This is a genomic window from Streptomyces sp. NPDC036813 (assembly GCF_055609245.1).
Genome location: NZ_JBVJPV010000004.1, coordinates 319,242 through 341,374, shown reverse-complemented (window position 1 = coordinate 341,374; position 22,133 = coordinate 319,242). Strand labels below are relative to the sequence as shown.

General features: G+C 71.6%; 21 protein-coding genes. 10 read left to right on the top strand and 11 right to left on the bottom strand.

The window, feature by feature from the left end; all coding sequences use genetic code 11:
• The first annotated feature begins 39 nt into the window (after positions 1–39).
• The 3 genes from ACZ67Q_RS11535 to ACZ67Q_RS11525 are packed head-to-tail and all read left to right on the top strand — an operon-like array spanning position 40 to position 2,601.
• Entirely contained in the window at positions 40–927 is an 888-nt protein-coding gene (locus tag ACZ67Q_RS11535) for an ABC transporter substrate-binding protein (protein ID WP_471179661.1), read from the top strand.
• A 10-nt stretch (positions 928–937) separates the two neighbouring features.
• A complete protein-coding gene (locus ACZ67Q_RS11530; protein WP_471179658.1) occupies positions 938–1,852 on the top strand; it encodes an amino acid ABC transporter permease in 915 nt (304 codons plus the stop codon).
• A gap of 20 nt (positions 1,853–1,872) precedes the next feature.
• Entirely contained in the window at positions 1,873–2,601 is a 729-nt protein-coding gene (locus ACZ67Q_RS11525; protein ID WP_471180107.1) for an amino acid ABC transporter ATP-binding protein, read from the top strand.
• 176 nt (positions 2,602–2,777) lie between these two features.
• Here the strand turns inward: ACZ67Q_RS11525 and aroQ are convergent, their stop codons facing one another.
• The gene (aroQ, locus tag ACZ67Q_RS11520) at positions 2,778–3,251 is read right to left on the bottom strand and encodes a type II 3-dehydroquinate dehydratase (protein WP_471179656.1); all 474 of its coding nucleotides are present in this window, start codon (positions 3,249–3,251) and stop codon (positions 2,778–2,780) included.
• A gap of 221 nt (positions 3,252–3,472) precedes the next feature.
• Between aroQ and ACZ67Q_RS11515 the strand changes: the two genes are divergently transcribed.
• Positions 3,473–4,744: an MFS transporter gene (locus ACZ67Q_RS11515; protein WP_471179654.1), complete on the top strand. Its 1,272-nt coding sequence runs from the start codon at positions 3,473–3,475 to the stop codon at positions 4,742–4,744.
• 22 nt (positions 4,745–4,766) lie between these two features.
• Here ACZ67Q_RS11515 and ACZ67Q_RS11510 read toward each other — a convergent pair whose 3' ends face one another.
• From ACZ67Q_RS11510 to ACZ67Q_RS11485, 6 genes are all read right to left on the bottom strand, one after another.
• Positions 4,767–5,849: a calcium:cation antiporter gene (locus tag ACZ67Q_RS11510; RefSeq protein ID WP_471179652.1), complete on the bottom strand. Its 1,083-nt coding sequence runs from the start codon at positions 5,847–5,849 to the stop codon at positions 4,767–4,769.
• 339 nt (positions 5,850–6,188) lie between these two features.
• On the bottom strand, positions 6,189–7,190 hold the full coding sequence (locus ACZ67Q_RS11505) for a TerC family protein (RefSeq protein ID WP_471179651.1): 1,002 nt from the start codon (positions 7,188–7,190) through the stop codon (positions 6,189–6,191).
• Positions 7,191–7,413: 223 nt separating this feature from the next.
• Complete coding sequence (locus ACZ67Q_RS11500) at positions 7,414–9,459, bottom strand: TerD family protein (RefSeq protein WP_471179648.1); 2,046 nt, start codon at positions 9,457–9,459, stop codon at positions 7,414–7,416.
• Between the two features lie 67 nt (positions 9,460–9,526).
• Positions 9,527–10,105, bottom strand: coding sequence for a TerD family protein (locus ACZ67Q_RS11495; RefSeq protein ID WP_471179646.1), 579 nt, complete (start codon positions 10,103–10,105; stop codon positions 9,527–9,529).
• 165 nt (positions 10,106–10,270) lie between these two features.
• A complete protein-coding gene (gene uvrB / locus ACZ67Q_RS11490; protein WP_471179644.1) occupies positions 10,271–12,427 on the bottom strand; it encodes an excinuclease ABC subunit UvrB in 2,157 nt (718 codons plus the stop codon).
• Between the two features lie 40 nt (positions 12,428–12,467).
• A complete protein-coding gene (locus ACZ67Q_RS11485) occupies positions 12,468–13,334 on the bottom strand; it encodes an MHYT domain-containing protein (RefSeq protein ID WP_471179642.1) in 867 nt (288 codons plus the stop codon).
• 291 nt (positions 13,335–13,625) lie between these two features.
• Between ACZ67Q_RS11485 and ACZ67Q_RS11480 the strand changes: the two genes are divergently transcribed.
• A complete protein-coding gene (locus ACZ67Q_RS11480; protein WP_471179640.1) occupies positions 13,626–14,495 on the top strand; it encodes a glycerophosphodiester phosphodiesterase in 870 nt (289 codons plus the stop codon).
• 63 nt (positions 14,496–14,558) lie between these two features.
• Complete coding sequence (locus ACZ67Q_RS11475; protein WP_471179638.1) at positions 14,559–15,113, top strand: methylated-DNA--[protein]-cysteine S-methyltransferase; 555 nt, start codon at positions 14,559–14,561, stop codon at positions 15,111–15,113.
• A gap of 39 nt (positions 15,114–15,152) precedes the next feature.
• On the opposite strand, the gene ACZ67Q_RS11470 is transcribed toward ACZ67Q_RS11475, so the two are convergent.
• Positions 15,153–15,581, bottom strand: a complete 429-nt coding sequence (locus ACZ67Q_RS11470; protein WP_471179636.1) for a VOC family protein — start codon at positions 15,579–15,581, stop codon at positions 15,153–15,155.
• 98 nt (positions 15,582–15,679) lie between these two features.
• On the opposite strand from ACZ67Q_RS11470, the gene ACZ67Q_RS11465 reads away from it, so the two are divergent.
• The gene (locus tag ACZ67Q_RS11465; protein WP_471179634.1) at positions 15,680–16,585 is read left to right on the top strand and encodes a pseudouridine-5'-phosphate glycosidase; all 906 of its coding nucleotides are present in this window, start codon (positions 15,680–15,682) and stop codon (positions 16,583–16,585) included.
• Between the two features lie 26 nt (positions 16,586–16,611).
• Positions 16,612–17,634 carry a carbohydrate kinase family protein gene (locus tag ACZ67Q_RS11460; protein WP_471179631.1) on the top strand — a complete coding sequence of 341 codons (1,023 nt, stop codon included), beginning with the start codon at positions 16,612–16,614 and terminating at the stop codon, positions 17,632–17,634.
• 29 nt (positions 17,635–17,663) lie between these two features.
• On the opposite strand, the gene ACZ67Q_RS11455 is transcribed toward ACZ67Q_RS11460, so the two are convergent.
• A complete protein-coding gene (locus ACZ67Q_RS11455; RefSeq protein ID WP_471179629.1) occupies positions 17,664–18,461 on the bottom strand; it encodes a methyltransferase domain-containing protein in 798 nt (265 codons plus the stop codon).
• Positions 18,462–18,689: 228 nt separating this feature from the next.
• On the opposite strand from ACZ67Q_RS11455, the gene ACZ67Q_RS11450 reads away from it, so the two are divergent.
• Entirely contained in the window at positions 18,690–19,817 is a 1,128-nt protein-coding gene (locus ACZ67Q_RS11450) for a magnesium and cobalt transport protein CorA (RefSeq protein ID WP_471179626.1), read from the top strand.
• 70 nt (positions 19,818–19,887) lie between these two features.
• Here the strand turns inward: ACZ67Q_RS11450 and ACZ67Q_RS11445 are convergent, their stop codons facing one another.
• Both ACZ67Q_RS11445 and ACZ67Q_RS11440 read right to left on the bottom strand, forming a co-directional pair.
• Positions 19,888–20,307: a CBS domain-containing protein gene (locus tag ACZ67Q_RS11445; protein ID WP_471179623.1), complete on the bottom strand. Its 420-nt coding sequence runs from the start codon at positions 20,305–20,307 to the stop codon at positions 19,888–19,890.
• A 145-nt stretch (positions 20,308–20,452) separates the two neighbouring features.
• Positions 20,453–21,094 carry a nucleoside/nucleotide kinase family protein gene (locus ACZ67Q_RS11440; protein ID WP_471179620.1) on the bottom strand — a complete coding sequence of 214 codons (642 nt, stop codon included), beginning with the start codon at positions 21,092–21,094 and terminating at the stop codon, positions 20,453–20,455.
• Between the two features lie 168 nt (positions 21,095–21,262).
• Here ACZ67Q_RS11440 and ACZ67Q_RS11435 point away from each other — a divergent pair, with 168 nt between their 5' ends.
• Positions 21,263–21,958, top strand: coding sequence for a DUF2293 domain-containing protein (locus ACZ67Q_RS11435; RefSeq protein WP_471179617.1), 696 nt, complete (start codon positions 21,263–21,265; stop codon positions 21,956–21,958).
• The last annotated feature ends 175 nt before the right edge of the window (positions 21,959–22,133 follow it).

Genomic DNA, 22,133 nt, shown 5'->3' with positions numbered 1-22,133 from the left:
GACCTCGACAAACGCGGTGATCGCTGCCACTCTCCCGCCATGCACCCTGCCCTCCGCGCCCTGCGCGGCGCCGTCACCGCCGCCTCCGTAGCCCTCCTCGCCACCGCCGTCGGCTGCGCGCCGCAGCCGAAAGAGGACGCGACGGCCAAGCCGTCGGGCTCGGCCGGCGGATCCTCCTGCGCTCCGGGGAAGTTGGCCACCAAGACGTCGGGCAAAATCACCGTCGCCACCGACGAGCCCGCCTACGAGCCGTGGTTCAAGGACGGCAAGCCCGCGAACGGCAAGGGCTTCGAGTCGGCCGTCGCCTACGCCGTGGCCCAGCGGCTCGGCTACGGCACGGACGCCGTGGTGTGGCAGAGCGTGCCCTTCAACAAGGCGTTCGCGCCCGGCGAGAAGACCTTCGACTTCGACGTCAACCAGGTCTCCATCAGCGACGAGCGCGAGAAGGCCGTGGACTTCTCGTCCGGCTACTACGACGTCCGCCAGGCGGTCATCGCACTCAAGGACAGCAAGGCCGCGAAGGCGAAGGGTATCGCCGACCTGAAGGGCCTCAAGCTGGGCGCCCAGGTCGGCACGACCAGCCTCGACTACATCGACGACGTCGTGCGGCCCTCCCGGCCCGCGGCCGCGTACGCCAAGAACGACCAGGCCAAGTCCGCGCTGAAGAACGGTCAGGTGGACGCCATCGTCGTCGACCTGCCCACCGCCTTCTACATCACCTCCGCCGAGGTGACGGACGCGAAGATCGTCGGCCAGTTCGAGAACCAGGGTGCCGCGCCGGAGCAGTTCGGCCTCGTCCTCGACAAGGGCAGCGCCCTCACCCCGTGCGTGACCACGGCGGTGGACGCCCTGCGCAAGGACGGCACGCTGGCGAAGCTGGAGCAGCAGTGGCTCTCCGACGCCGTCGACGCGCCGGTGCTGAAGTGACGGAGCCGCGATGACCGTCATGAAGGAGGAGTCGGGAGAGGACTCCGGCAAGGACTCCGACGACGACATGCCCGACGACGGGTACACCCCGTCGCGGCGCCGGCTGGAGAGGGAGCGTTTTCGGCGCGCCCGCGCCCGGCGCGCCACGGCCGTCGCGGCACTCTCCACGCTCGTCACGGGCGTCCTGCTCTATCTGGTCGTCGTCAACGCGCCGGGCTGGCCGCGCACCGAGGAGACGTTCTTCAGCGCGCGGTACGCGCGTGAGGCGCTGCCCAAGGTGCTCGACGGGCTGTGGCTGAACGTGCGCCTGCTGCTGGTCTGCGGGGCGGCGGTGCTGGTCCTCGGCATGCTGATCGCCATCGCCCGTACGCTGCGCGGCCCGGTGTTCTTCCCGCTGCGGGCGCTCGCGGCGGCGTACACGGACTTCTTCCGCGGACTGCCGCTCATCATCAACCTGATGATCGTGGTCCTGGGCGTGCCCGCCCTGCGCCTGCAGGGCGTGACCGTCGATCCGGTCCTGCTGGGCGGTACGGCGCTGACACTGACGTACTCCGCGTATGTCGCCGAGGTGTTCCGGGCCGGCATCGAGTCGATCCACCCCTCGCAGCGCGCGGCCGCCCGCGCCCTCGGCCTGACCAACCGTCAGGCCCTGCGCCACGTCGTGCTGCCGCAGGCCGTGCGCCGCCAGGTGCCGCCGCTGCTGAACGACCTGGTGTCCCTGCAGAAGGACACCGGTCTGGTGTCGATCGGCGGTGCCGTGGACGCCGTACGGGCGGCGGACATCATCGTCGGCCGCAGCCTCAACTACACGCCGTACATCGTCGCGGGGCTGGTCTTCGTGGCGCTGACCATCCCGATGACCAGGCTCACGGACTGGGTGACGGCCCGCATGGACCGGCAGCGGGCCCAAGGAGGTTCCCTGTGAGTGACGCGCCCGTGCTGCGCATGGAGGCCGTCCGCAAGACCTTCGGCGGTTCGGTGGTCCTGCGGGACGTCGATCTCGAGGTCGCACCGCACACGGTGACCGCGCTGATCGGCGCCTCCGGCTCCGGGAAGTCGACACTGCTGCGCTGCGCCAACCTGCTGGAGGACATCGACGACGGCGCGATCTGGCTGGACGGCGAGGAGATCACCGACCCACGGGTGGACCAGGACGCGGTGCGGCGCCGGATCGGCGTCGTCTTCCAGGCGTACAACCTCTTCCCGCACATGACCGTGCTGGACAACATCACCCTCGCGCCGCGCCGCGTCCACGGCGTCTCCCGCGCCGATGCCGAGGCACACGCGCGTGAGCTGCTTCAGCGGCTCGGGCTCGGCGACAAGGCGCACGCCTACCCGGACCGGCTGAGCGGCGGCCAGCAGCAGCGGGTGGCGATCGTGCGCGCCCTGGCCGTACGACCCCGGCTGCTGCTGTTCGACGAGATCACCGCCGCACTCGACCCGGAACTGGTCGGCGAGGTGCTCGACGTGGTGCGCGGGCTGAAGGACGACGGCATGACCATGGTCCTCGCCACGCACGAAATGGGGTTCGCGCGCGACGTCGCCGACCAGGTGTGCTTCCTGGACGGCGGGGTCGTCCTGGAGCGCGGCACCGCGGAGGAGGTCTTCGGCGACCCGCGGCAGGAGCGCACACGGCGCTTCCTGCGGCGGATCGTGGAGGCGGGGCGGCTGTAAGCGGCTGGGCCCGCCGGATGCCGATGGGCGGCCGGGGCGTCCGGCGCCGATGGACGGCGGGGGTGTCCGGTGCCGACGGGCGGTCGGGCGTCCGGCGCCGATGGGCGGCCGGGCGTCCGGCGCCGATGGGCGGCCGGGGCGTCCGGTAAGGGGCGCCCCTCCATGGCCGGCGGGGCTTACGCGTCGGCCTGTGCCGCCCCCACGAGAGCGGCGACGCGCTCCACACCGAAGACGTACCCCTGCACCCCGCACCCGGCGATGACGCCGTCGGCGCGCAGCGAGACGTAGGAGTGGTGCCGGAAGGACTCGCGCTGGTGGATGTTGGAGATGTGCACCTCGATCACCGGCAGGCCGTCGCAGGTGTTGAGGGCGTCCAGGATCGCCACCGAGGTGTGGGAGTAGGCGGCGGGGTTGATGACGATCCCGCAGTGGTTCAGCCGCGCCTCGTGGATCCAGTCGACCAGCTCGCCCTCGTGGTTGGACTGCCGGAAGTCGATCGTGCCGCCGTGCGCGGCCGCCGCCTTGGCGCACAGCGCCTCGATGTCGGCGAGCGAGTCGGAGCCGTAGATCTCCGGCTGGCGCTGCCCGAGCAGGTTCAGGTTGGGGCCGTTCAGGATCATGATCGGCGCGCTGGCCAGGGTGCGGGGCACGGTTCCTCCGGTCCGGTCGGGGGCGGCGGCCCGGCGGGGCCGCTGCTCGCTCCTCGGTTTATCACGGTGCCCCCGGCCCGCCGACGGGCCCTCCCCTTTCCCTGCCGGCGCATCACCGTCGCCCGCTGCGTGGCCCAGTGCCTCCACGCGCCCCGTAACCGTGGGTGAGCGCGGGTGGTTGACGCGGCATGCACGACGTACGCAGCGCGAGGACACCGTCCATGCCACGGCTCGCGGTCGCCTCGCTCGCGGGCACGGCCATCGAGTTCTACGACTTCTTCGTCTACGGGACCGCGGCCGCCCTGGTCCTCGGCCCGCTGTTCTTCCCCGCCTTCTCACCGCTGGCGGGAACCCTGGCCGCCTTCGCGACGTTCGGCGTGGGATTCGTCGCCCGCCCGCTCGGCTCGGTGCTCTTCGGGCACATCGGGGACCGGCGCGGGCGGCGGCCGGTACTGATCGCCTCCCTGCTGCTCACGGGGGCCGCGACGGTGGGCGTCGGCTGTGTGCCGTCGTACGGCACGATCGGCGCCGCCGCCCCGCTGCTGCTGGTCGTGCTGCGGTTCGTGCAGGGGCTCGGACTCGGCGGCGAGTGGGGCGGTGCGGTGCTGCTCACCGCGGAGCACGCCCCGGCGGCGCGCCGCGCACTGTGGTCGAGCTTTCCGCAGGTTGGGCCGGCGGTCGGGTTCCTGCTCGCCAACGCGATGGTGCTGGCCCTCGCCTCGCTGCTCACGGCCGCCGAGTTCGCCGCCTGGGGGTGGCGGGTGCCGTTCTGGGCGGCAGGCGTGCTGGCGCTGGCGGGGCTGTGGCTGCGGTCGTCGCTCGCCGAGAGCCCGCGGTTCCTGGAGATCGACGACCACGCGCGCGTGCCGCTCGCCGAGATCGTGCGCCACCACGGGCGGTTGGTGCTGCTGACGGCCGGTGCGCTCGCCGCCGGTTACGCGATCTTCTACGCCGTGACGACCTGGTCGCTGGCCTACGCGACGGAGCGGCTCGGGGTGAGCCGCCCGGTGATGCTGGGCTGCATCATGGCGGCCGTGGTGCTCAAGGGCGCGCTGACGCCGCTGGCGGCGATGCTGGGTGACCGCTTCGGGCGGCGGCCGCTGTGTCTGACGGGGTGTGCGGCCTCCGCGCTCTGGATGTTTCCAATGGTCGCGCTGCTCGCCACGGGCGAGCCGCTGCCGATGTTCCTCGGCATCGCGGGCGCCCTGATCGCGTTCGTCACCATGTTCGCCGTTATCGCCGCCTACCTGCCCGAGCTGTACGAGCCGCGGGTGCGGTGCACGGGCGCCGCGGTCGGCTACAACCTCGCCGGGGTCCTCGGGGGCGCGCTGACCCCGATCGTGGCGACCGCGCTGGCCGAGCGGGGCGGGCGGGTGCCGTGGGGCGTCGGCGCGTATCTCACCGGGATCGCGCTGCTCAGCCTCGGCTGTTTCGCCCTGCTGCCGGAGACCCGCCCGGTGCCGGTGCCGGTCGTCAGCCCGGCCGTGGACTGACCGCCGGCGCCGGAGACGCCCCCTAGGGATTGATCGCCAGCTCCAGATACGCCGCGAAGAGCACCAGGTGCACGCCTCCCTGGAGAGGTGTGGCGCGGCCCGGCACGACGGTCAGCGAGGCGACCACCACGGTCAGGGCCAGCAACACCATGTGGAGCGAGTTGAGGCCGAGGACCAGGGGTCCGGACAACCAGACGGACGCCAGGGCGACCGCGGGGATGGTCAGGCCGATGCTGGCCATGGAGGAACCGAGCGCCAGGTTCAGGCTGGTCTGCACCCGGTCGCGGCGCGCGGAGCGCACCGCGGCGATGGTCTCGGGCAGCAGCACCAGCAGCGCGATGATGACACCGACGACGGCGTGGTGCAGCCCGGCGGCGGCCACGCCCTTCTCGATCGTCGGGGACACTCCCTTGGCGAGGCCCACCACGCCGATCAGGGCCAGGCCCAGCAGGCCCTGGCTGATCTTCGCCGTCCGGGCGGACGGAGCCTGCGCGTGGTCGTCCTCGGTGATGACCTGGCCCTCCCGGGTGAGCGGGAGGAAGTAGTCACGGTGTCTCATGGTCTGTGTCGCCACGAACAGCCCGTACAGGATCAGGGAGGACAGTGCGGCGAAGGTGAGCTGTGCCGGGGAGAACTCCGGTCCCGGCTTGCTCGTGGTGAACGTCGGCAGCACCAGGCTGAGCGTCGCCAGGGTCGCCACCGTGGCGAGGGCGGCGCCGGTGCCCTCCGGGTTGAAGATCGCGGTGCCGTGGCGCAGCGAGCCGACGAGCAGGCTGATCCCGACGACGCCGTTGCAGGTGATCATCACGGCGGCGAGGGTGGCGGACTTGTCGCCACCGTCGGCCATCAAGGTGACGATCAGCGCGACCTCGATGATCGTGACGGCGACGGCGAGCACCAGGGATCCGAAGGGTTCCCCCACCCGGTGGGCGACCACCTCGGCGTGATGGACAGCGGCCAGGACGGAACCGGCGAGGACCACCGTCATCACGGCGACGACCGCGCCGGGCATGTCGCGTCCCCAGGTGAAAATCAACAGCACGACCGCGAGGGCGGGCACGAGGGACGTCCACTGGGCGGTGAGCGACCTGAGCCGAGCGATCATGGGCCGATCGTCGCAGAGGGGGGCGGCCTTCGCATTCCGATCGTCCGGCCCGTGCTCCGGTCCGGCGCTTTCCGGTGCCGAGGTCTGGTTGAGGGGGTCCTTGCTGCGCGGGATAGGGCGTCTCCTCTCGGTCGTGGTCGGTGAGGGACGGTGAGAGACGGAAGGGGCGCGCCTGTCGGGCGGGGCGGGCCGCGGCCGTGGGGCTGGACCGACGGCCGTCGGGCTGGTGCGGCCGTTGGCCACGCGCGGCCGCCGACGGTGCTTGCCACGCGCGGCCGCCCACGGTGGTTGTCAGGCGGGCCGTGGGCCGCGGTTGTCAGGCGCGGCCGGCCGGCGTTGTCATGCCTGGACGTTGTCCTTCGGGGCGTCGGTGCTGTGCTGCTCCGCCGCCTCGACGGCCGCCTGCTTGCGGGAGGCCCGCAGACTGGTGAGCGTCGTGACGAGCAGGACGGCGAGGATGACGCCGAGGGAGACCGGGATGCTGATCTCCGGGACGTGGACGCCCGACTCGTGCAGCGCGTGCAGCACCAGCTTGACGCCGATGAAGCCGAGGATGATCGACAGCCCGTAGCTCAGGTGCACCAGCTTCCTCAGCAAGCCGCCGATGAGGAAGTACAGCTGCCTGAGGCCCATCAGCGCGAAGGCGTTGGCCGTGAAGACGATGTACGGGTCCTGGGTCAGGCCGAAGATCGCGGGGATGGAGTCCAGGGCGAACAGCACGTCGGTGGTGCCGATCGCGAGCATGACCACGAGCATCGGGGTCATGACCCGCTTGCCGTTCTGCTGGATCCACAGCTTGGTGCCGTGGTAGCGGTCCGCGACGCCGAACCTGCGCTCGACGGCCTTCAGGAGCTTGTTCTCCTCGTACTCCTCGTCCTCCTCGTCGGCCCGGGCCTCCTGGATCAGCTTCCAGGCGGTCCAGATGAGGAAGGCCCCGAAGAGGTAGAAGACCCACGAGAAGCTGGCGAGGATCGCGGCGCCCGCGGCGATGAAGACGGCCCGCAGGACCAGGGCTATGAGCACCCCGACGAGGAGCACCCGCTGCTGGTACTGCGACGGCACCGCGAACTTCGCCATGATCAGGACGAACACGAAGAGGTTGTCCACGCTCAGCGACTTCTCGGTGATGAAGCCGGCGAAGAACTCGCCGGCGGGTTGTCCGCCTCCGAAGACGAGCAGGCCGAGTCCGAAGAGCCCCGCGAGGGCGATCCAGACGACCGTCCAGATACCGGCTTCCTTGATGGACACGTCGTGCGGCTTGCGGCCGATGAAGAAATCGACCGCGATCAGGGCGGCGAGGCCCACGATGGTCAGGACCCACAGGGTCATGGAAACGTCCACTGCACCTCCGGCAGTCATCACGGCACGTAGCCGGCGTCATCGCTACCGGAGGTCTCTTCCACCCGCGGACGGGCCGACGCCCCGGGATCAATGGTGATCCGTATTGACGGGGACGCCGCAGCGACAGGGAGTACTCCCCTCCGTGCCATCAACAGTACCGAATCACCAAGGAAAGGTAAAGTGATTGGCAAAGAAAGGATCAAAATCCCTGATGGGAGGCGCTTTACACGTACTTGGTACGCTCGGCCGACACCTGGGTCAGCACCTGGCGGAGCACCTGGCTTCCGGCCGGCACCAGCGCGGGCTCGTACGTCCAGGCGTGCCCGACCCACGGGTCGGCCAGGTGGTCGTCGGCCACCGGGGTCAGCCGCAGCAGGGCTCGCCACAGCGGATCGAGCAACGGACCGTAACCGGCGGCGTCCTCGCGGTCGGCGACCATCATCAGATGCACGCCGACGGAGGGCCCCTCGTCGGCGAGGTAGCGCAGCTGGGTCACGGCGCGGTCGTCGAAGCCGTGCGGGAAGTCGTTGACCACCAGCAGCTGCTGGGCGGTGTCGAAGCCGGGCGGCAGGGAGTCGGCCGCGCCGCCGCGAATCGCCATCTGCACCAGGTCCACGCGCTGCGTCAGGCGGCTCAGCACCTCCGCCACACCGGCGGCGCCCACGGCCGGCGGCCCGGCGAGCACGCCGGTGTCCGTCAGCGGCGCCAGCGCGTGTGCCGCCGCACCGGCCGGGTCGATCACATGGACGGTGAACTCCCCCGCCGGATACGCGGCCAGCAGCCGTGCTGCATGCGCGACCGCCGCCTCCACCGCCAGCCGTCGGCTCTCGTGATCGTCCGTGAAGGCCCCGGCCTCCGAGGCCACGCGCCCGCTGTCGATCCACAGGCCACGCTCCAACGGCAGCCGCACCAGCATCGGGATGCGCAGCCGGTCGCTCTCGGGCAGGGTCAGATCGCCCAGGCGCAGTGCCATCGGCATCTCCATCGGCACCCGGTAGCCGTGCCAGACCGGGCTGTCCCAGCGGGCGTACGCGGGCGGCAGAGCCGGCTCCACGACCTCCGCCTCTGCCACCAGCTGGGCCACGTCCCGGTCGAACGCCTGCCGTGCCTGCTCGACGAGCGCGCCGTACCGGGCGCGCGCCTCCTCACGTGCCGCGTCCCCCTGGCCGCCGATCCTGCTGCGGGGGTCGGACAGGATCCGGTCGAGCTCCTTCTCCTGCCGGGTCTCCGCGAAGTCGACGGCGCTGCGGTAGGCGGCGGCCGTGCGGGCGAAGTCCTCGAACATGCCCCACACCTGGTTGTAGAGCCGCTCGTCCATCGTCCAGCCGGTCGCGTCACCGGCGACGGGCCGGGCGGGTTGTCCCGGCTGCGCGGCGGGAGCGCTCGGCGCGGGCGGGGGCGGGGCGGTCTGCCGCCGCCCCGGGTGGGTGTAGTCGACCGGGCTTCCGGTGGCCGACGGTGACGGCCGGTCCGATACGGCGCCCGGTTCGCTCACGGCTCCAGCGGCGTGCGCGGGGACGCCGGCCGGCTGCGGGGGGACGCCTGCGGGATGCGATGCCACCGGACCGGGCGTGCCCTGCGGAGCCGAACCGCCGTGCGGAGCCGGACCGTCGTGGGGGGCCGGGTCCCCCTGGGTGGTGAGCCCGGCCTGTGTCGGGGCCGCCGGCTGACGGGTAGGCGCGCCGTCCGGGAGACGCGGCGCCTGCACGGAGCGGGTGAACCCCTGTGTCACCGCCTCGTTGATGTCGTTCGCCACCTGCCGGGCCTCGGCCAGTCCCTGGTCGGCGAGGAGTTCCGCAAGACCGCCGGCGTATCCCTGGCCGACCGCGCGGGCCTTCCAGGCGTCCTGTCTGCGGTACAGCTCCAGGGCGATGACCGCGGACTCGGTGTCCAGGCCGGTCAGAGTGAAGGTGGCGACCTCCCCACCGTCGAGGCCGGTGACCGCGACGAACGGGGCGGCGACCGCGCCGAAGCGCACCGGACCGCCGGTGCCGGTGGGCAGGGCCAGCAGCACGTCGACGCGGTGCACGGCGTCCGGCACGGCACCGAGGTCCACCGCGAGACGGTGGGCCGCGGCCGCCTGCCTGGGGACTTCGAGCCCCGGCAGCACGGGAGCGCCGGGGTGGATCACGGACTCCGGTCCCCGCACCTTGCCGGCCTCGTCGACGAGCGTCGCGGCGGCCACGACCGGGGCTCCGGCCGAGACCCGGATCTCCAGGCGCACCTGGTCCAGCGGGTGGTTCTGCCCCCGCACCAGCTCAGCCGTCATCGCTCAAGTCCCCCTCGGTGTCACCGTGTCGTGCGGCGCGCCGCCCGTACCCGCCCTGTCGATGTGTCTAGAGCAGCGGCCAGATGGTCGGCATCAGGTCCTGGAAGGTGCGGCCGTTGGCCGGGGAGCCCAGGGCCGTCATCGTCCAGCCGCTGCCCGACCGGTGCACCTTCGCCATGATCTGGGCCGTGTAGGCGCCGCCGCCCGCGAGCGTGTAGCGGGCCAGTTCCTGGCCGTTGGTCTCGTCGACCAGGCGGCAGAACGCGTTCTGCACCTCCTGGAAGGTCTGGCCGGTGAAGGAGTTCACCGTGAAGACGATCTGGTCGATGTGGACCGGGACGCGCTGCAGGTCGACGAGGATGGCCTCGTCGTCGCCACCCTGGCCGACGCCGCCGACGAGGTTGTCGCCGGTGTGACGCACGGAGCCGTCGTCACTCACCAGGTGGCGGAAGAAGACGACGTCGACCGGCTGCTTGTCCGCGAAGAGGACGGCGGAGGCGTCGAGGTCGATCTCGCGGGTGCGGGAGCCGAACAGGCCGCGGCGGGGGGCCGCCTGCCAGCCGAGGCCCATGCGCACCGCGGTCAGACTGCCACCGTCGTTCTTCTGCAGACTGATGGCCTGACCCTTGGTCAAGTTGACGGTCACGCGCTGATTCCCCTCTCGAGCAGTCCCCTGTTGCCGCACGGTTCGCGGTTGATCAGAACCCTACGCAGCGGCACTGACAGTGCCGAACCCCGGCGCATGCTTTGTGTCGGTCTTGCAACACAGTGCGTGCACACCGGGGTCCGGCGGGAGGGGCGATCACGACCGTCAGGCCAGGCCCGCCTCCTTCATCTGGCGCAGCTCCTTCTTCATCTCGGAGACCTCGTCGCGCAGCCGGGCCGCGATCTCGAACTGCAGGTCCGCTGCGGCGGCGCGCATCCGCTCGGTGAGCTCCTCGATCTGCCCGGCGAGCTCGGTGGCCGGCTTGTCGGTGGGCACGGTCTCCTTGGCCTTGCCCTTGGCGGTCTTGGTGGCCTTGGTGCTCTTGGCCGCCTTGGCCGTGTGCGCGCCGAGGGACGGGACGGGCGCCTTGGTGCCGCGGCCGTCCTTCTTCGCCCGGTAGCCGGTGCCGAGCAGCTGCTCGGTGTCGACGTCCTCGCGGGCGATCTGCGCGACGATGTCGTTGATCTTCTTGCGCAGCGGCTGCGGATCGATGCCGTTCGCCTTGTTGTAGGCGACCTGCTTCTCCCGGCGACGATTGGTCTCCTCGATGGCCTTCTCCATCGCCGGGGTGATCTTGTCGGCGTACATGTGGACCTCGCCGGAGACGTTACGAGCGGCGCGGCCGATGGTCTGGATCAGCGAGGTGCCCGAGCGCAGGAAGCCCTCCTTGTCGGCGTCGAGGATCGCCACCAGGGAGACCTCGGGCAGGTCCAGTCCCTCACGCAGCAGGTTGATGCCGACCAGGACGTCGAACTCGCCGGAGCGCAACTCACGCAGCAGCTCGACGCGGCGGAGGGTGTCGACGTCGCTGTGCAGATAGCGCACGTGGATGCCGAGCTCCAGGAAGTATTCCGTGAGGTCCTCGGCCATCTTCTTGGTGAGCGTGGTGACCAGGACGCGCTCGTCCTTCTCGACCCGCTTGCGGATCTCGTGCACCAGGTCGTCGATCTGGCCCTCGGTGGGCTTGACGACGACCTGGGGGTCGACCAGGCCGGTGGGGCGGATGATCTGCTCGACCACGCCCTTGGAGCGCGACAGCTCGTAGGTGCCGGGGGTGGCCGACAGGTAGACGGTCTGCCCGATGCGCTGCTGGAACTCCTCCCACTTCAGCGGCCGGTTGTCCAGCGCGGACGGCAGCCGGAACCCGTGCTCGACGAGGGTGCGCTTGCGGGAGGCGTCGCCCTCGTACATGGCGCCGATCTGCGGGACCGTGACATGCGACTCGTCGATGACCAGGAGGAAGTCCTCCGGGAAGTAGTCGAGCAGCGTGTTCGGCGGAGTGCCGGGGGCGCGGCCGTCGAAGTGCATCGAGTAGTTCTCGACGCCGGAGCAGGTGCCGATCTGGCGGAGCATCTCCAGGTCGTAGGTGGTGCGCATGCGCAGCCGCTGCTCCTCCAGGAGCTTGCCCTGCTTGCGCAGCTCGGCCAGGCGCTCGTCCAGCTCGGTCTCGATGCCCTTGATGGCGCGCTCCATGCGCTCGGGGCCGGCGACGTAGTGGGAGGCGGGGAAGACGTACAGCTGCTGTTCGTCGCTGATGATCTCGCCGGTGATCGGGTGCAGCGTGGTGAGCGCCTCGATCTCGTCGCCGAACATCTCGATGCGGACGGCCAGCTCCTCGTAGACCGGGAAGATCTCGATGGTGTCGCCGCGGACCCGGAAGGTGCCACGGCTGAAGGCCATGTCGTTGCGCGTGTACTGGATGTCGACGAAGCGGCGCAGCAGCTCGTCGCGGTCGATCTCCGCGCCGACCTTCAGCGGGACCATGCGGTCCACGTACTCCTGGGGCGTGCCCAGGCCGTAGATGCAGGAGACGGAGGCGACCACGACGACGTCTCGCCGGGTGAGCAGGGAGTTGGTCGCGGAGTGGCGCAGCCGCTCGACCTCCTCGTTGATCGAGGAGTCCTTCTCGATGTAGGTGTCCGACTGGGGGACGTACGCCTCGGGCTGGTAGTAGTCGTAGTACGAGACGAAGTATTCGACCGCGTTGTTCGGCAGGAGCTCGCGGAACTCGTTCGCCAGCTGGGCGGCCAGCGTCTTGTTCGGCGCCATCACCAGGGTGGGGCGCTGGAGCTTCTCGATCATCCACGCGGTGGTGGCGGACTTGCCGGTGCCGGTCGCGCCCAGCAGGACGACGTCCTTCTCACCGGCCTGGATGCGCCGTGCCAGGTCGGCGATGGCCGTCGGCTGGTCACCGTTGGGCTGGTAGGGGCTGACGACCTCGATGGGCGCCACCGTGCGTTCGATGTGGGAAACGGGCCGCATGACATCAACCGTACGACCCGCCACTGACAACGGGGTCCGCTCAGCGGTTCTGCGGGGCCCGCGAGCGGCGTCGGCCCAGGTCGCGGTCGATCCGCTGGGGCGCGCGGCGCACCGGCCCGTGGGCGGTGGTGCGGGCGGGGACCCCGGGCCGGGGTCCGGCGTCCGGCCGGGAGAGCCGGCCCGCGACCATCTGCGGGTCGAAGATCACCACGGCCGCGGCCAGGCACAGGAAGGCGAGCGGCCCGATCAGCATCGGGGCGAGCAGGGACGCGGGCGAGTCGCCCTCGCCGGGGGCGCCGGTGCCGTGGAGGTGGACGCTGAGGGCGGCCATGCCGGTGTAGTGCATGCCACTGACGGCGAGGCCCATGATCAGACTGGCGCCCACGCTCCACAGGAAGCCCCGGACCTGTCCTGCTGCCCACAGGGCGGCGGTGGCGGCGGCCATGCCTATGGCGACGGAGGCGGCGACAGTGACGGTGTTGTACTCCAGTCGCCCGTCGAATCGCAGGCCGGCCATGCCGAGGTAGTGCATGGAGGCGATGCCGAGGCCGGTGATGGTGCCGCCGGTGAACAGCGCCGTCCCGGTGGCACCCCGGTAGCCCACGATGAAGATCCCGATGCCGACCATGACGATGGCGACGCCGAGGCTCGCGTAGGTCGTGGGCTTGTCGTAGTGGATCGGGGCCTGGTCGATGCTGAAGCCCATCATCGCCACGAAGTGCATCGTCCAGATGCCGGAGCCGATCGCCGCCGAGCCGAGGGCGAGCCAGCCCGGGCGCCACGAGTGGGTGTGGAGCAGCGCGCGGGTGGTGCAGCGCAGACCGAGGGCGCCACCGAGGCAGGCCATGAGGTAGGCCACCACCGGTGTGACGAGTCCGTAGCTGAATCCGTCGACCGTGCCCTGCATGCGCGGCTGCCCTTCCGCCTGTTCCGCCCGGGAATCTCCTGAAATGCACCCCCTCCCGGGCACGCACCAGCGGCCAGGGTTGAGGCAGAGAGTATGACCCCCACCGGAATGGTCGAACGATTTTCCGGCAAAGAAACACGCCCTTACCTCAGATGTGCGCCCGCAGTGAGCGGACTTGGGCAACTCCATTCAATCTGTGGCCATTCTGCGCTCCCCCGTCGCTGACGCTCTGCTGTCAGAGTTGAGCTGTCTGTGATCGTTGTCTGTGATCGTCCGACGCGAGGAGTCCGCATGCACGCGCGCGCACTTGCCGCCACGACCACCGCGCTCCTGGCCAGCGCCATCCTTCTGTTCACCGCACCCGGCACCCACGCCGTCGTCAGCGAGCCCCCCGTGGTCATCGCGCACCGTGGCGCCTCGGCCTACGCCCCCGAGAACACCCTGCCCGCCATCGACAAGGCGGCCGCGCTCGGCTTCCACTGGGTGGAGAACGACGTCCAGCGCACCAAGGACGGCAAGCTCGTCGTGATCCACGACGACAGCCTCAAGCGCACCACCAACGTCGAGGAGCTCTATCCCGACCGCGCGCCCTGGAAGGTGAAGGACTTCACCGCCGCCGAGATCGCCCGTCTGGACGCGGGCAGCTGGTTCGGCCCCGAGTTCGCGGGCACGCGCGTGCCGACGCTGGCTCAGTACATGCGCCGGGTCGAGCACAACCACGAGAGTCTCCTGCTGGAGCTGAAGAACCCCGAGCTGTACCCGGGCATCGAACGCCAGACCCTCAAGCTGCTGGCCAACGAGGGCTGGCTCGACGCATCACACGTCGCGGACCGCCTGGTGATCCAGAGCTTCAGCGCGGACAGCGTGCGCACGGTGCACCAGCTGAAGCCGGCCGTGAAGACCGGCTTCCTCGGCACCCCGAACGTGGTGGACCTGCCGAGTTACGCGGGCTTCGTCGACGAGATCAACCCGACGTTCAGCTCCATCTCCACCTCCTACGTCGACGCCGTCCACGCCCTCGTCGGCGCGCACGGCAAGCCGCTGGAGGTCTCCACCTGGACCGTCGACAACGCGGACAGCGCTCGCAAGGCCGCCGGGTACGGAGTGGACGGCATCATCTCCAACAAGCCCGACGTGGTGCGCACGGCGCTCGAGGGGTAGGCGACGCCGGGCCGTCGGGTCCGCTCCGGGGGCGTTGTCAGTGGCGGGTCGTACGGTGGTCGCATGAACAGGCATGGGGGTGACGAGCAGCGGGTCGTGTGGGCCGTCGTGGATACCGGCATCGGCCCGCTGCTGCTCGCGGCGACCGGCGAGGGTCTGGTCAGCGTCGTGTTCCACGCGAGGGAGGCGGTCCGCCACCGGGCGCTGGAGCGGCTCGCGGACCGGCTGGGTGCCGAGCCCGTCGAGGCGCCCGGCTCACCGCTGCTGACGGAGGCGATACGCCAGGTCGAGGAATACTTCTCCGGCACGCGACGGGACTTCGCGCTGCCCCTGGACTGGTCGCTCATCTCCGGCTTCAACCGCCAGGTGCTGCGCGAGCTGGCCGAGGGGGTGCCCTACGGCACGGTCGTCGGGTACGGCGACCTGGCCCGCCGGGTCGGCCAGCCGGGCGCGGCCCAGGCGGTCGGGATGGCGATGGGGGCCAATCCGCTGCCGGTCGTCGTGCCCTGCCACCGGGTGGTGGAGAGCGACGGCGGGATCGGCGGATTCGGAGGCGGGCTGGAGACCAAGCGCAAGCTGCTCGCGTTGGAGGGAGTGCTGCCCGAGCCGCTGTTCTGAGGGGGCGGACGGCCGGGGCACCGGCGCTCCGGGGCCGGCTCAGTCGTAGTGCCGGGCCTCGAAGATGTTGCCGTCGGGGTCGCGGAAGTAGAAGCTGCGGCGGGCCGCACCCCGGGCACCGAAGGAGTCGAGGGCCAGGTCGGAGACCGGGACGGCGCCCTCCTGGAGACGGACGCGCAGGGCGTCGAAGGCGTCCCGGGTCAGCGACAGGCAGATGTGGTTGACCGGGTGACCCGCGCTGTCAGCGGCGCCGGGCAGCACCGTCATCCGCTGGGCCGTGCTCAGCGGCATCAGGTCGATGATCGTCTCGTCGTTGACCCGCACGGAAGGAAAGGGCGCCCGGCCGTCGGAGAACTCGGCGAGCCGGACCGGTGCGAGGCCGACCGCCTTCTCGTAGAAGCCGGCCGCGGCGACCGGGTCGCGCACCCACACGACGACATGGTCAAGACGTGGCGAGTTGTCCGTCATGCGTCCAGGTTGATCGTCGTCGTGGGCCGCCGCAAGGGTTTGACCGGGGCCGCCGCCCGCCAGAGATGAGGCAGGACCGACAGACAGGAGGCTCAGCCGTGCTGGTGGTGTCCGAAGAGGTGCGGGAGGCGGTCGCCACGCGCCGGCCGGTGGTGGCACTGGAATCCACGATCATCGCGCACGGGCTGCCGCGGCCGCGCAACCTGCGGGTGGCGCTGGAGCTGGAGGCCGCCGTACGGCAGGAAGGCGCGGTGCCGGCGACGATCGCCGTCCTGGACGGCACCCCGTTCGTCGGCCTGGACAAGGAACAGCTGGAGCGGGTCGCGAACGAGGACGGCATCCGCAAGCTGGGCCACCGCGACCTGCCGCTGGCAGTGGCGTCCGGGGCGAGCGGGGCGACCACGGTGTCGGCGACCGCCCAGCTCGCGGCGCTGGCCGGCCTGCGGGTGTTCGCCACGGGCGGCCTCGGGGGCGTACACCGGCAGTGGACCGTCACCCAGGACGAGTCCGCCGACCTGGGGCTGCTGGCCCGCACGCGGATCACAGTGGTGTGCGCGGGCGTGAAGTCGATCCTGGACGTGCCGGCGACGCTGCAGCGACTGGAGACGCTGGGCGTGGCGGTGGCCGGGTACGGCACGGACCGCTTTCCCGGCTTCTATCTGTCCGACTCCGGTCATCCCGTGGACTGGCGGCTGGACACGCCCGAGCAGGTGGCCGCCGTGATGCGGGCGCAGGACGCACTCGGGGCGCAAGGGTCCGCGCTGATCGTCGCCAACCCGGTGCCCGAGGCGGAGCAGCTGGATCCGCAGCTGCACGCGCGTGTGTTGGCGGAGGCGCTGCAGGCGTGCGAGGCGGAGGGTGTGAGCGGGCAGGCGGTCACACCGTTCCTGCTCGACTACTTGGTGCGGCACACCGAGGGCGCCTCGCTGAGCGCCAACCTTGCGGCGGTGCGCGGCAACGTACGGCTGGCGGCGCGCATCGCGGCGGCGTGGACGGGGGCGTGAGCGAGACGGGGCGGGCAGGCGAAGGGATGAGCGGTAAAGGTCCCGGACGCGGAGGCGTGAGCGGGCCGGGCCCGGCACGCGGAGGCGCAAGCGAGACGGGCCGGGCAGGCGCGGGCGGATCGGATCGCGGCAGCCGCGGGCCGGCAAAGCCGGGTGGGCTGCTGGTCGTGGGTGATGTGGTGACGGACGTCGTCGCCCGGCACCACGGAGCGCCGGCCCGGGGCACCGACACCGCCGCCGCGATCCGGATCGTGCCCGGCGGCGCCGGCGCCAACGTGGCCTGCTGGGCCGCCCGCCGGGGATGGCACGACGTGCGGCTGCTCGGCCGCGTCGGGGCGGACAGGGCGGAGTGGCACGCCCGGGAGCTCGAGGCGTGCGGGGTGCGACCGCGGCTGGTCGTCGATCCGCAGGCACCGACCGGGACGGTGATCTGCCTGGTGGACACCACGGCCGCGGCCGAACGGACCTTCCTCACCGACAGCGGCGCCTCCCTGCGGCTGGACCGCGGCGACTGGTCGGACACCCTGCTGGACGGTGTGGTGTGGCTGCACCTGTCGGGTTACCTGCTGTTCGCCGAGCCGAGCCGCGGACTCGTGGCCACCGCTCTCGCCGCGGCACGCGCGCGGGGCGTGCCCGTCAGCGTGGATCCTGCGTCGGCCGGGTTCCTCCAGGCGCTGGGCGTGGACCGGTTCCTGAAGCTGGTGGAGGGGATCGACGTCCTCTTGCCCAGTCGCGACGAGGCATGCCTGCTCACCGGGCTGCCCGACGCGGCCGACGCGGCGGCCGAGCTCAGTCGCCATGTCCCCCTCGTGGTGGCCACGTCGGGCGTCGAGGGCGCCCTGGTGGCCAGGTCGGGCACCGTGTGCGCCCGCGTTCCGGCGTTCCCGGCGGACGCCCGGGACACCACCGGCGCCGGGGACGCCTTCACCGGTGGTTTCCTGGCCGCTCTGCTCTCCGGTACCGCCCCGCAGGAGGCGGCGGAAGAGGGCTGCCGGGCCGGCGCGCTCGCGGTGACCCAGGTGGGCGGCCGGCCCGGAAAGCCCACCTGACACGGACTCAGGCGCGCCCCAGGAAAGCGCTACGCCTTGCGCCCCCACGCCGAAATCATCGGAGCCGTCGCCAGGTCCATGCTGCCGGAGGCGACGTTGGCCAGGTGGCGGTCGATGTCCTCGTCCGTGGCGAGTCCGGCCTCGACGAGCCGGGAACGGATCTGGCGGACGGTGGCGGCCTCCAGGGCGGCACAGGCGGGCGAGGTGAGCGGGAAGTAGGCGTCCGCCTCGACCTGCTGCAGCCCCGCCTCGCGCAGCAGACGCGGCAGTTTACGGCCGTAGGCCAGGTCGGCACCGCGGTCGGCCAGCAGAGCGCGGAAGCCCTGGCGCAGGCGGTTGGCCAGTCGTTGTTCCGGGCCGGACTCGTCGGGGCAGACCAAGGGTTGCAGGGCGGGGTCGGCGTCCTCGATCAGGAGCCGCCCGCCGGGGCGCAGGGCCCGCACCATGGACGCCAACGCCCGCTCCCGGTCCGGGACATGGACGAGGACGAGACGGGCGTGGACGAGATCGAAGCCGTCCCCCGGCGGTTCCTCGGCTGCCACGTCGTGGACGCGCACCTCCACCGGGGGCCGGGCCGCGGCGGCGAGCCGGGTGGTGTCGATGTCGGTCGCGACGACCGTGCCGGTCGGGCCGACCTTCTTGGCCAGCCAGGAGACCACGGAGGTGCCGCCGGCGCCGACCTCCCAGCAGCGCCCGCCGAGTCCGACGCCGAGGCGCTCCAGATGCCTGAACGTGACGGGGTCGAAGAGGTCGGTGAAGGCGTCGAAGCGCTCCGCCGCCTCGCTCTGCCGGTTGTCGAGGAGGTAGCCGTCGTCGGGTCGCGTCATGCCGTGATCATCCCAGTGGTCCGGCTCGTGGGGAGCGGTCGACGCTCAGGGTGCCGGGCGCGCCCGTGCAGCTCGCCGTCCACAGGCGGGAACCAAGCGGAACATCGGCCTCCCACAGGCCCGTCCGCCCGTCGCGCCGGACTGGCAGACTGGCGGCTCCGGCGCGGTCCTCGTGCCGGCAAGGGGCGCGGCGCTGCGGCGCGGGGAGAGCCACACGAGGAGATCCATATGTCGATGACAGGGAATCTGCGGAAGGTCACAGGGCTGGACAGGGTCGGCGGGCTGCGCGGAGTGGCACAGCTGGCCCGGCGGCGACCGAAGGTGGACCTCAGTCATCCGGCACGCTCCCCGCTCGGTTCCTCCGTGGTCAACTGCGTGACGTACCACGGCGGGGTGCGCGCTCCGGCCGCCGGGGATCTGGTGGAGGCCGTGCGCAAGGTACGCAAGAGTGGGGACGGATTCGTCTGGCTCGGTCTGCACGAGCCGACGGACCAGGAGTTCGCGGGCATCGCCGAGCTGTTCGACCTGCACCCGCTGGCGGTGGAGGACGCGATCGAGGCGCATCAGCGCCCGAAGGTCGAGCGGTACGGCGACGTGCTCTTCGCGGTGTTCAAGACGGTCTGCTACGTGGAGCACGAGGAGCTCACGGCGACCAGCGAGGTGGTCAACACCGGGGAGATCATGGCGTTCGTCGGCCAGGACTTCGTCATCACGGTGCGGCACGGTCGGCACGGCTCGCTGGGCCCGGTACGCGAGGGGCTGGAGGCCGATCGGCAGCAGCTCGCCAAGGGGCCGTCCGCGGTGCTGCACGCGATAGCGGACCATGTCGTCGACGACTACCTCGGCGTCATCGACTCGGTGCAGGCGGACATCGACCAGGTGGAGACGGAGGTGTTCGCGGAGACCGGCGCCCGCGTCGATCCGGGACGCATCTACCAGCTCAAGCGAGAGCTGCTGGAGCTGAAGCGGGCCGTCGTGCCGCTCGGCCGGCCGCTGGTGGAGCTCGCTGACCGGCCGATGCGGGTGATCGAGCCGGAGATACAGGCCTACTTCCGGGACGTCTCCGACCATCTGCTGCGTGCCACGGAGCAGATCGCCGCCTTCGACGAGCTACTGAACTCGATTCTTCAGGCGCACCTCGCGCAGGTCAGCGTCGCGCAGAACGAGGACATGCGGAAGATCACGGCATGGGCCGCGGTGATCGCCGTACCGACGATGGTGTGCGGCGTGTACGGCATGAACTTCGACCACATGCCGGAGCTGCACTGGAGGTTCGGCTACGGACTGGTCATCGGGGTGATATCCGTCGCCTGCCTGGCGCTGTACCGGGGTTTCCGGCGCAACGGCTGGCTGTGACGGCGGCCGCGACGGCTCGCGGCGGACGGGGACAACCCGCCGCTTCCCGGCCGGCGACGACCGCTACCGCTCACCCGCGGGCGTAGACGCGTTCGGCCCAGGACGCGATCTGCCCCTCGGACAGGTGCCGGACGAGGTCGGCCTCGCTGATCATGCCGACCAGCCGCTTGTTGTCGATGACCGGGAGCCGGCGGATCCGGTGCTGCTGCATCTCGCGCAGGACCTCGCTGATGTCGGCGTTCGCGTCGATCCAGCGGGGGGTGCCCTTGGCGAGGTCGCCGGCCGTGACCCGGGCGGGGTCGTGGCCCATGGCCACGCAGCCCACGACGATGTCGCGGTCGGTGAGGATGCCGCACAGCCGCTCGTTCTCGTCGCTGATGGGCAGGGCACCGACGTTGAGTTCGCGCATCAGCTGGGCGGCGCGGTCGAGGGTTTCATGGGCGGGGATCCACTGGGCACCGCGGTGCATGATGTCTCCGGCAGTGGTCATGGAGTACCTCCCTGAGCCGGACGGCCGGCGCGGCGCGGGACGCACCGCGGTTCCGGCGTCGTCCATTCTCTCCGCGCCCGCCGCGCACCGCACCTTCGGCGATCCGCCCGGGCTCCGCGTGTCCCGTCCGGATCAGGTTCGGCGCTCAGCCGCCCCACGCCGGGTGTCGCGGGTCGTCGGCGCCTACCAGGACGTCGGCGGTGCCGACCGGGTCGGACTCGTCCGCGTAGCGCTCGAAGGCGGGGAGGGTCCACTGCTCGGCCTCGGGGGTCCGGCGGCGCAGCGCTCCTGGGGAGAGGAGGACATGGACGGTCAGATCGAAGGGGAACCAGTGCCGAAGGAGGAGGGGGCCGTGCAGCAACAGCAATGCGCCGGGCGCGAGTTGCACGTAGGGGCTGCGGGTGGCGCGGTCGGTCACCGGGTCCCACAGGTCGGGCAGGACGCGTCCGTCGCCGCCGGGTTCGAGCGGCCCGAAGACCTCGCGCCACAGAGCGCCGGTGTCGAACCAGCCGTCGTAGTACGCCTGAAGGTCTTGCCGGCCGTATTCCAGGCGCAGGGACGCGGGGCGCAGGAAGCCGTCGGTGCCGACGACGAGGGAGGGGCGGCCACGGACCCGCAGTGCCTGGCTCACGCGCTCGGCGAGGTCACCCGGGCGGGCGGCCGGCGCGCCGTCGAAGGCGATCCGCGGCCAGGAGCCGCCGTCGGCGGGGGTCAGGTCAAGCAGCCGCTCGGCGAGCCTGTCGGCGAGCAGGTCCCAGGTGATCGCTTCGAGTCGCACAGGGCCCATGATGCGACACCCGCCACGACCGCTGCGCGGCGCCCCGGGCGGATGACAGCGCGGAAGGACGGAGCCCCTCGCGCACGCCGTGCGGCACTCGCGCCAGGCTCGCGCGGTCCGCGCATACGGGATGCTGGGGCGGGTGGCGCCGCGCCCGGTGGTGGGCATGAACGGGGTATGTCTTCCGCAACTCCCCCGACCGGCCCCGGCCTCGTCGTCGTCCAGCCGTTGCGGCACAAGCGGTGCGCGGCGTGCCGGCGCGGTCCGTTGCCGATGCTCGTCCTGGAGAGCGGCGTACCGCGTTGCCTGGACTGCGCCGACCTGGGGCACCTGGTGTTCCTGCCGCGCGGAGACACGGCGCTGACCCGTCGGTCGCGGGAGGAGAGCAGCCTGTGGGCGGTGGTCGTGCGGTTCAACCGGCGCAAGGCGCGTTACGAGCGGCAGGGCGTCCTGGTGGAGGAGGCGGCGCTGGCCCGGGCCGAGGAGCGATGCCTCGCGGACGCGGAGGCGCGGCGGCGGCGCCGGGCGCGGGACGCCCGCAGGCGGGCGGCGGAGGACCAGCGGTTCACGGCGGCGTTCGCGGCCGAGATCCGGCGGTTGTTCCCCGGTTGCCCCGACGAGCGGGCGAGGGCGATCGCCGCGCACGCCTCGCTGCGCGGCAGCGGACGTGTGGGGCGCAGTGCGGCGGGACGAGCGCTGTCGGAGGACGCGGTGATCGTGGCGGTGCGGGCAGCCGTGCGGCATCTGGACACGCCCTACGACCGGCTGCTGATGAGCGGGATACCGCGCCACGAGGCACGACGGCGGATCGCGCCGCATCTGGAGGCGGTGCTCGCGCGATGGCGGCACGGGGAGCTGCCGTCCGCGGGGTGAAGCCAGTCCGCGCTGAAGGACGGCCGTCCGAAGGGTCCGGGCCCGCTCCCTGGACGCTCTCGCATGGGTCCGCGCGGCTCGGCCATGGGCGTACCCGCGTCGTGCGGCTTGACTGGGGCGTGAAGTGGACGTTCGCCCGGACATGATCTACGACATTTGCTGCGGCGTGACATGA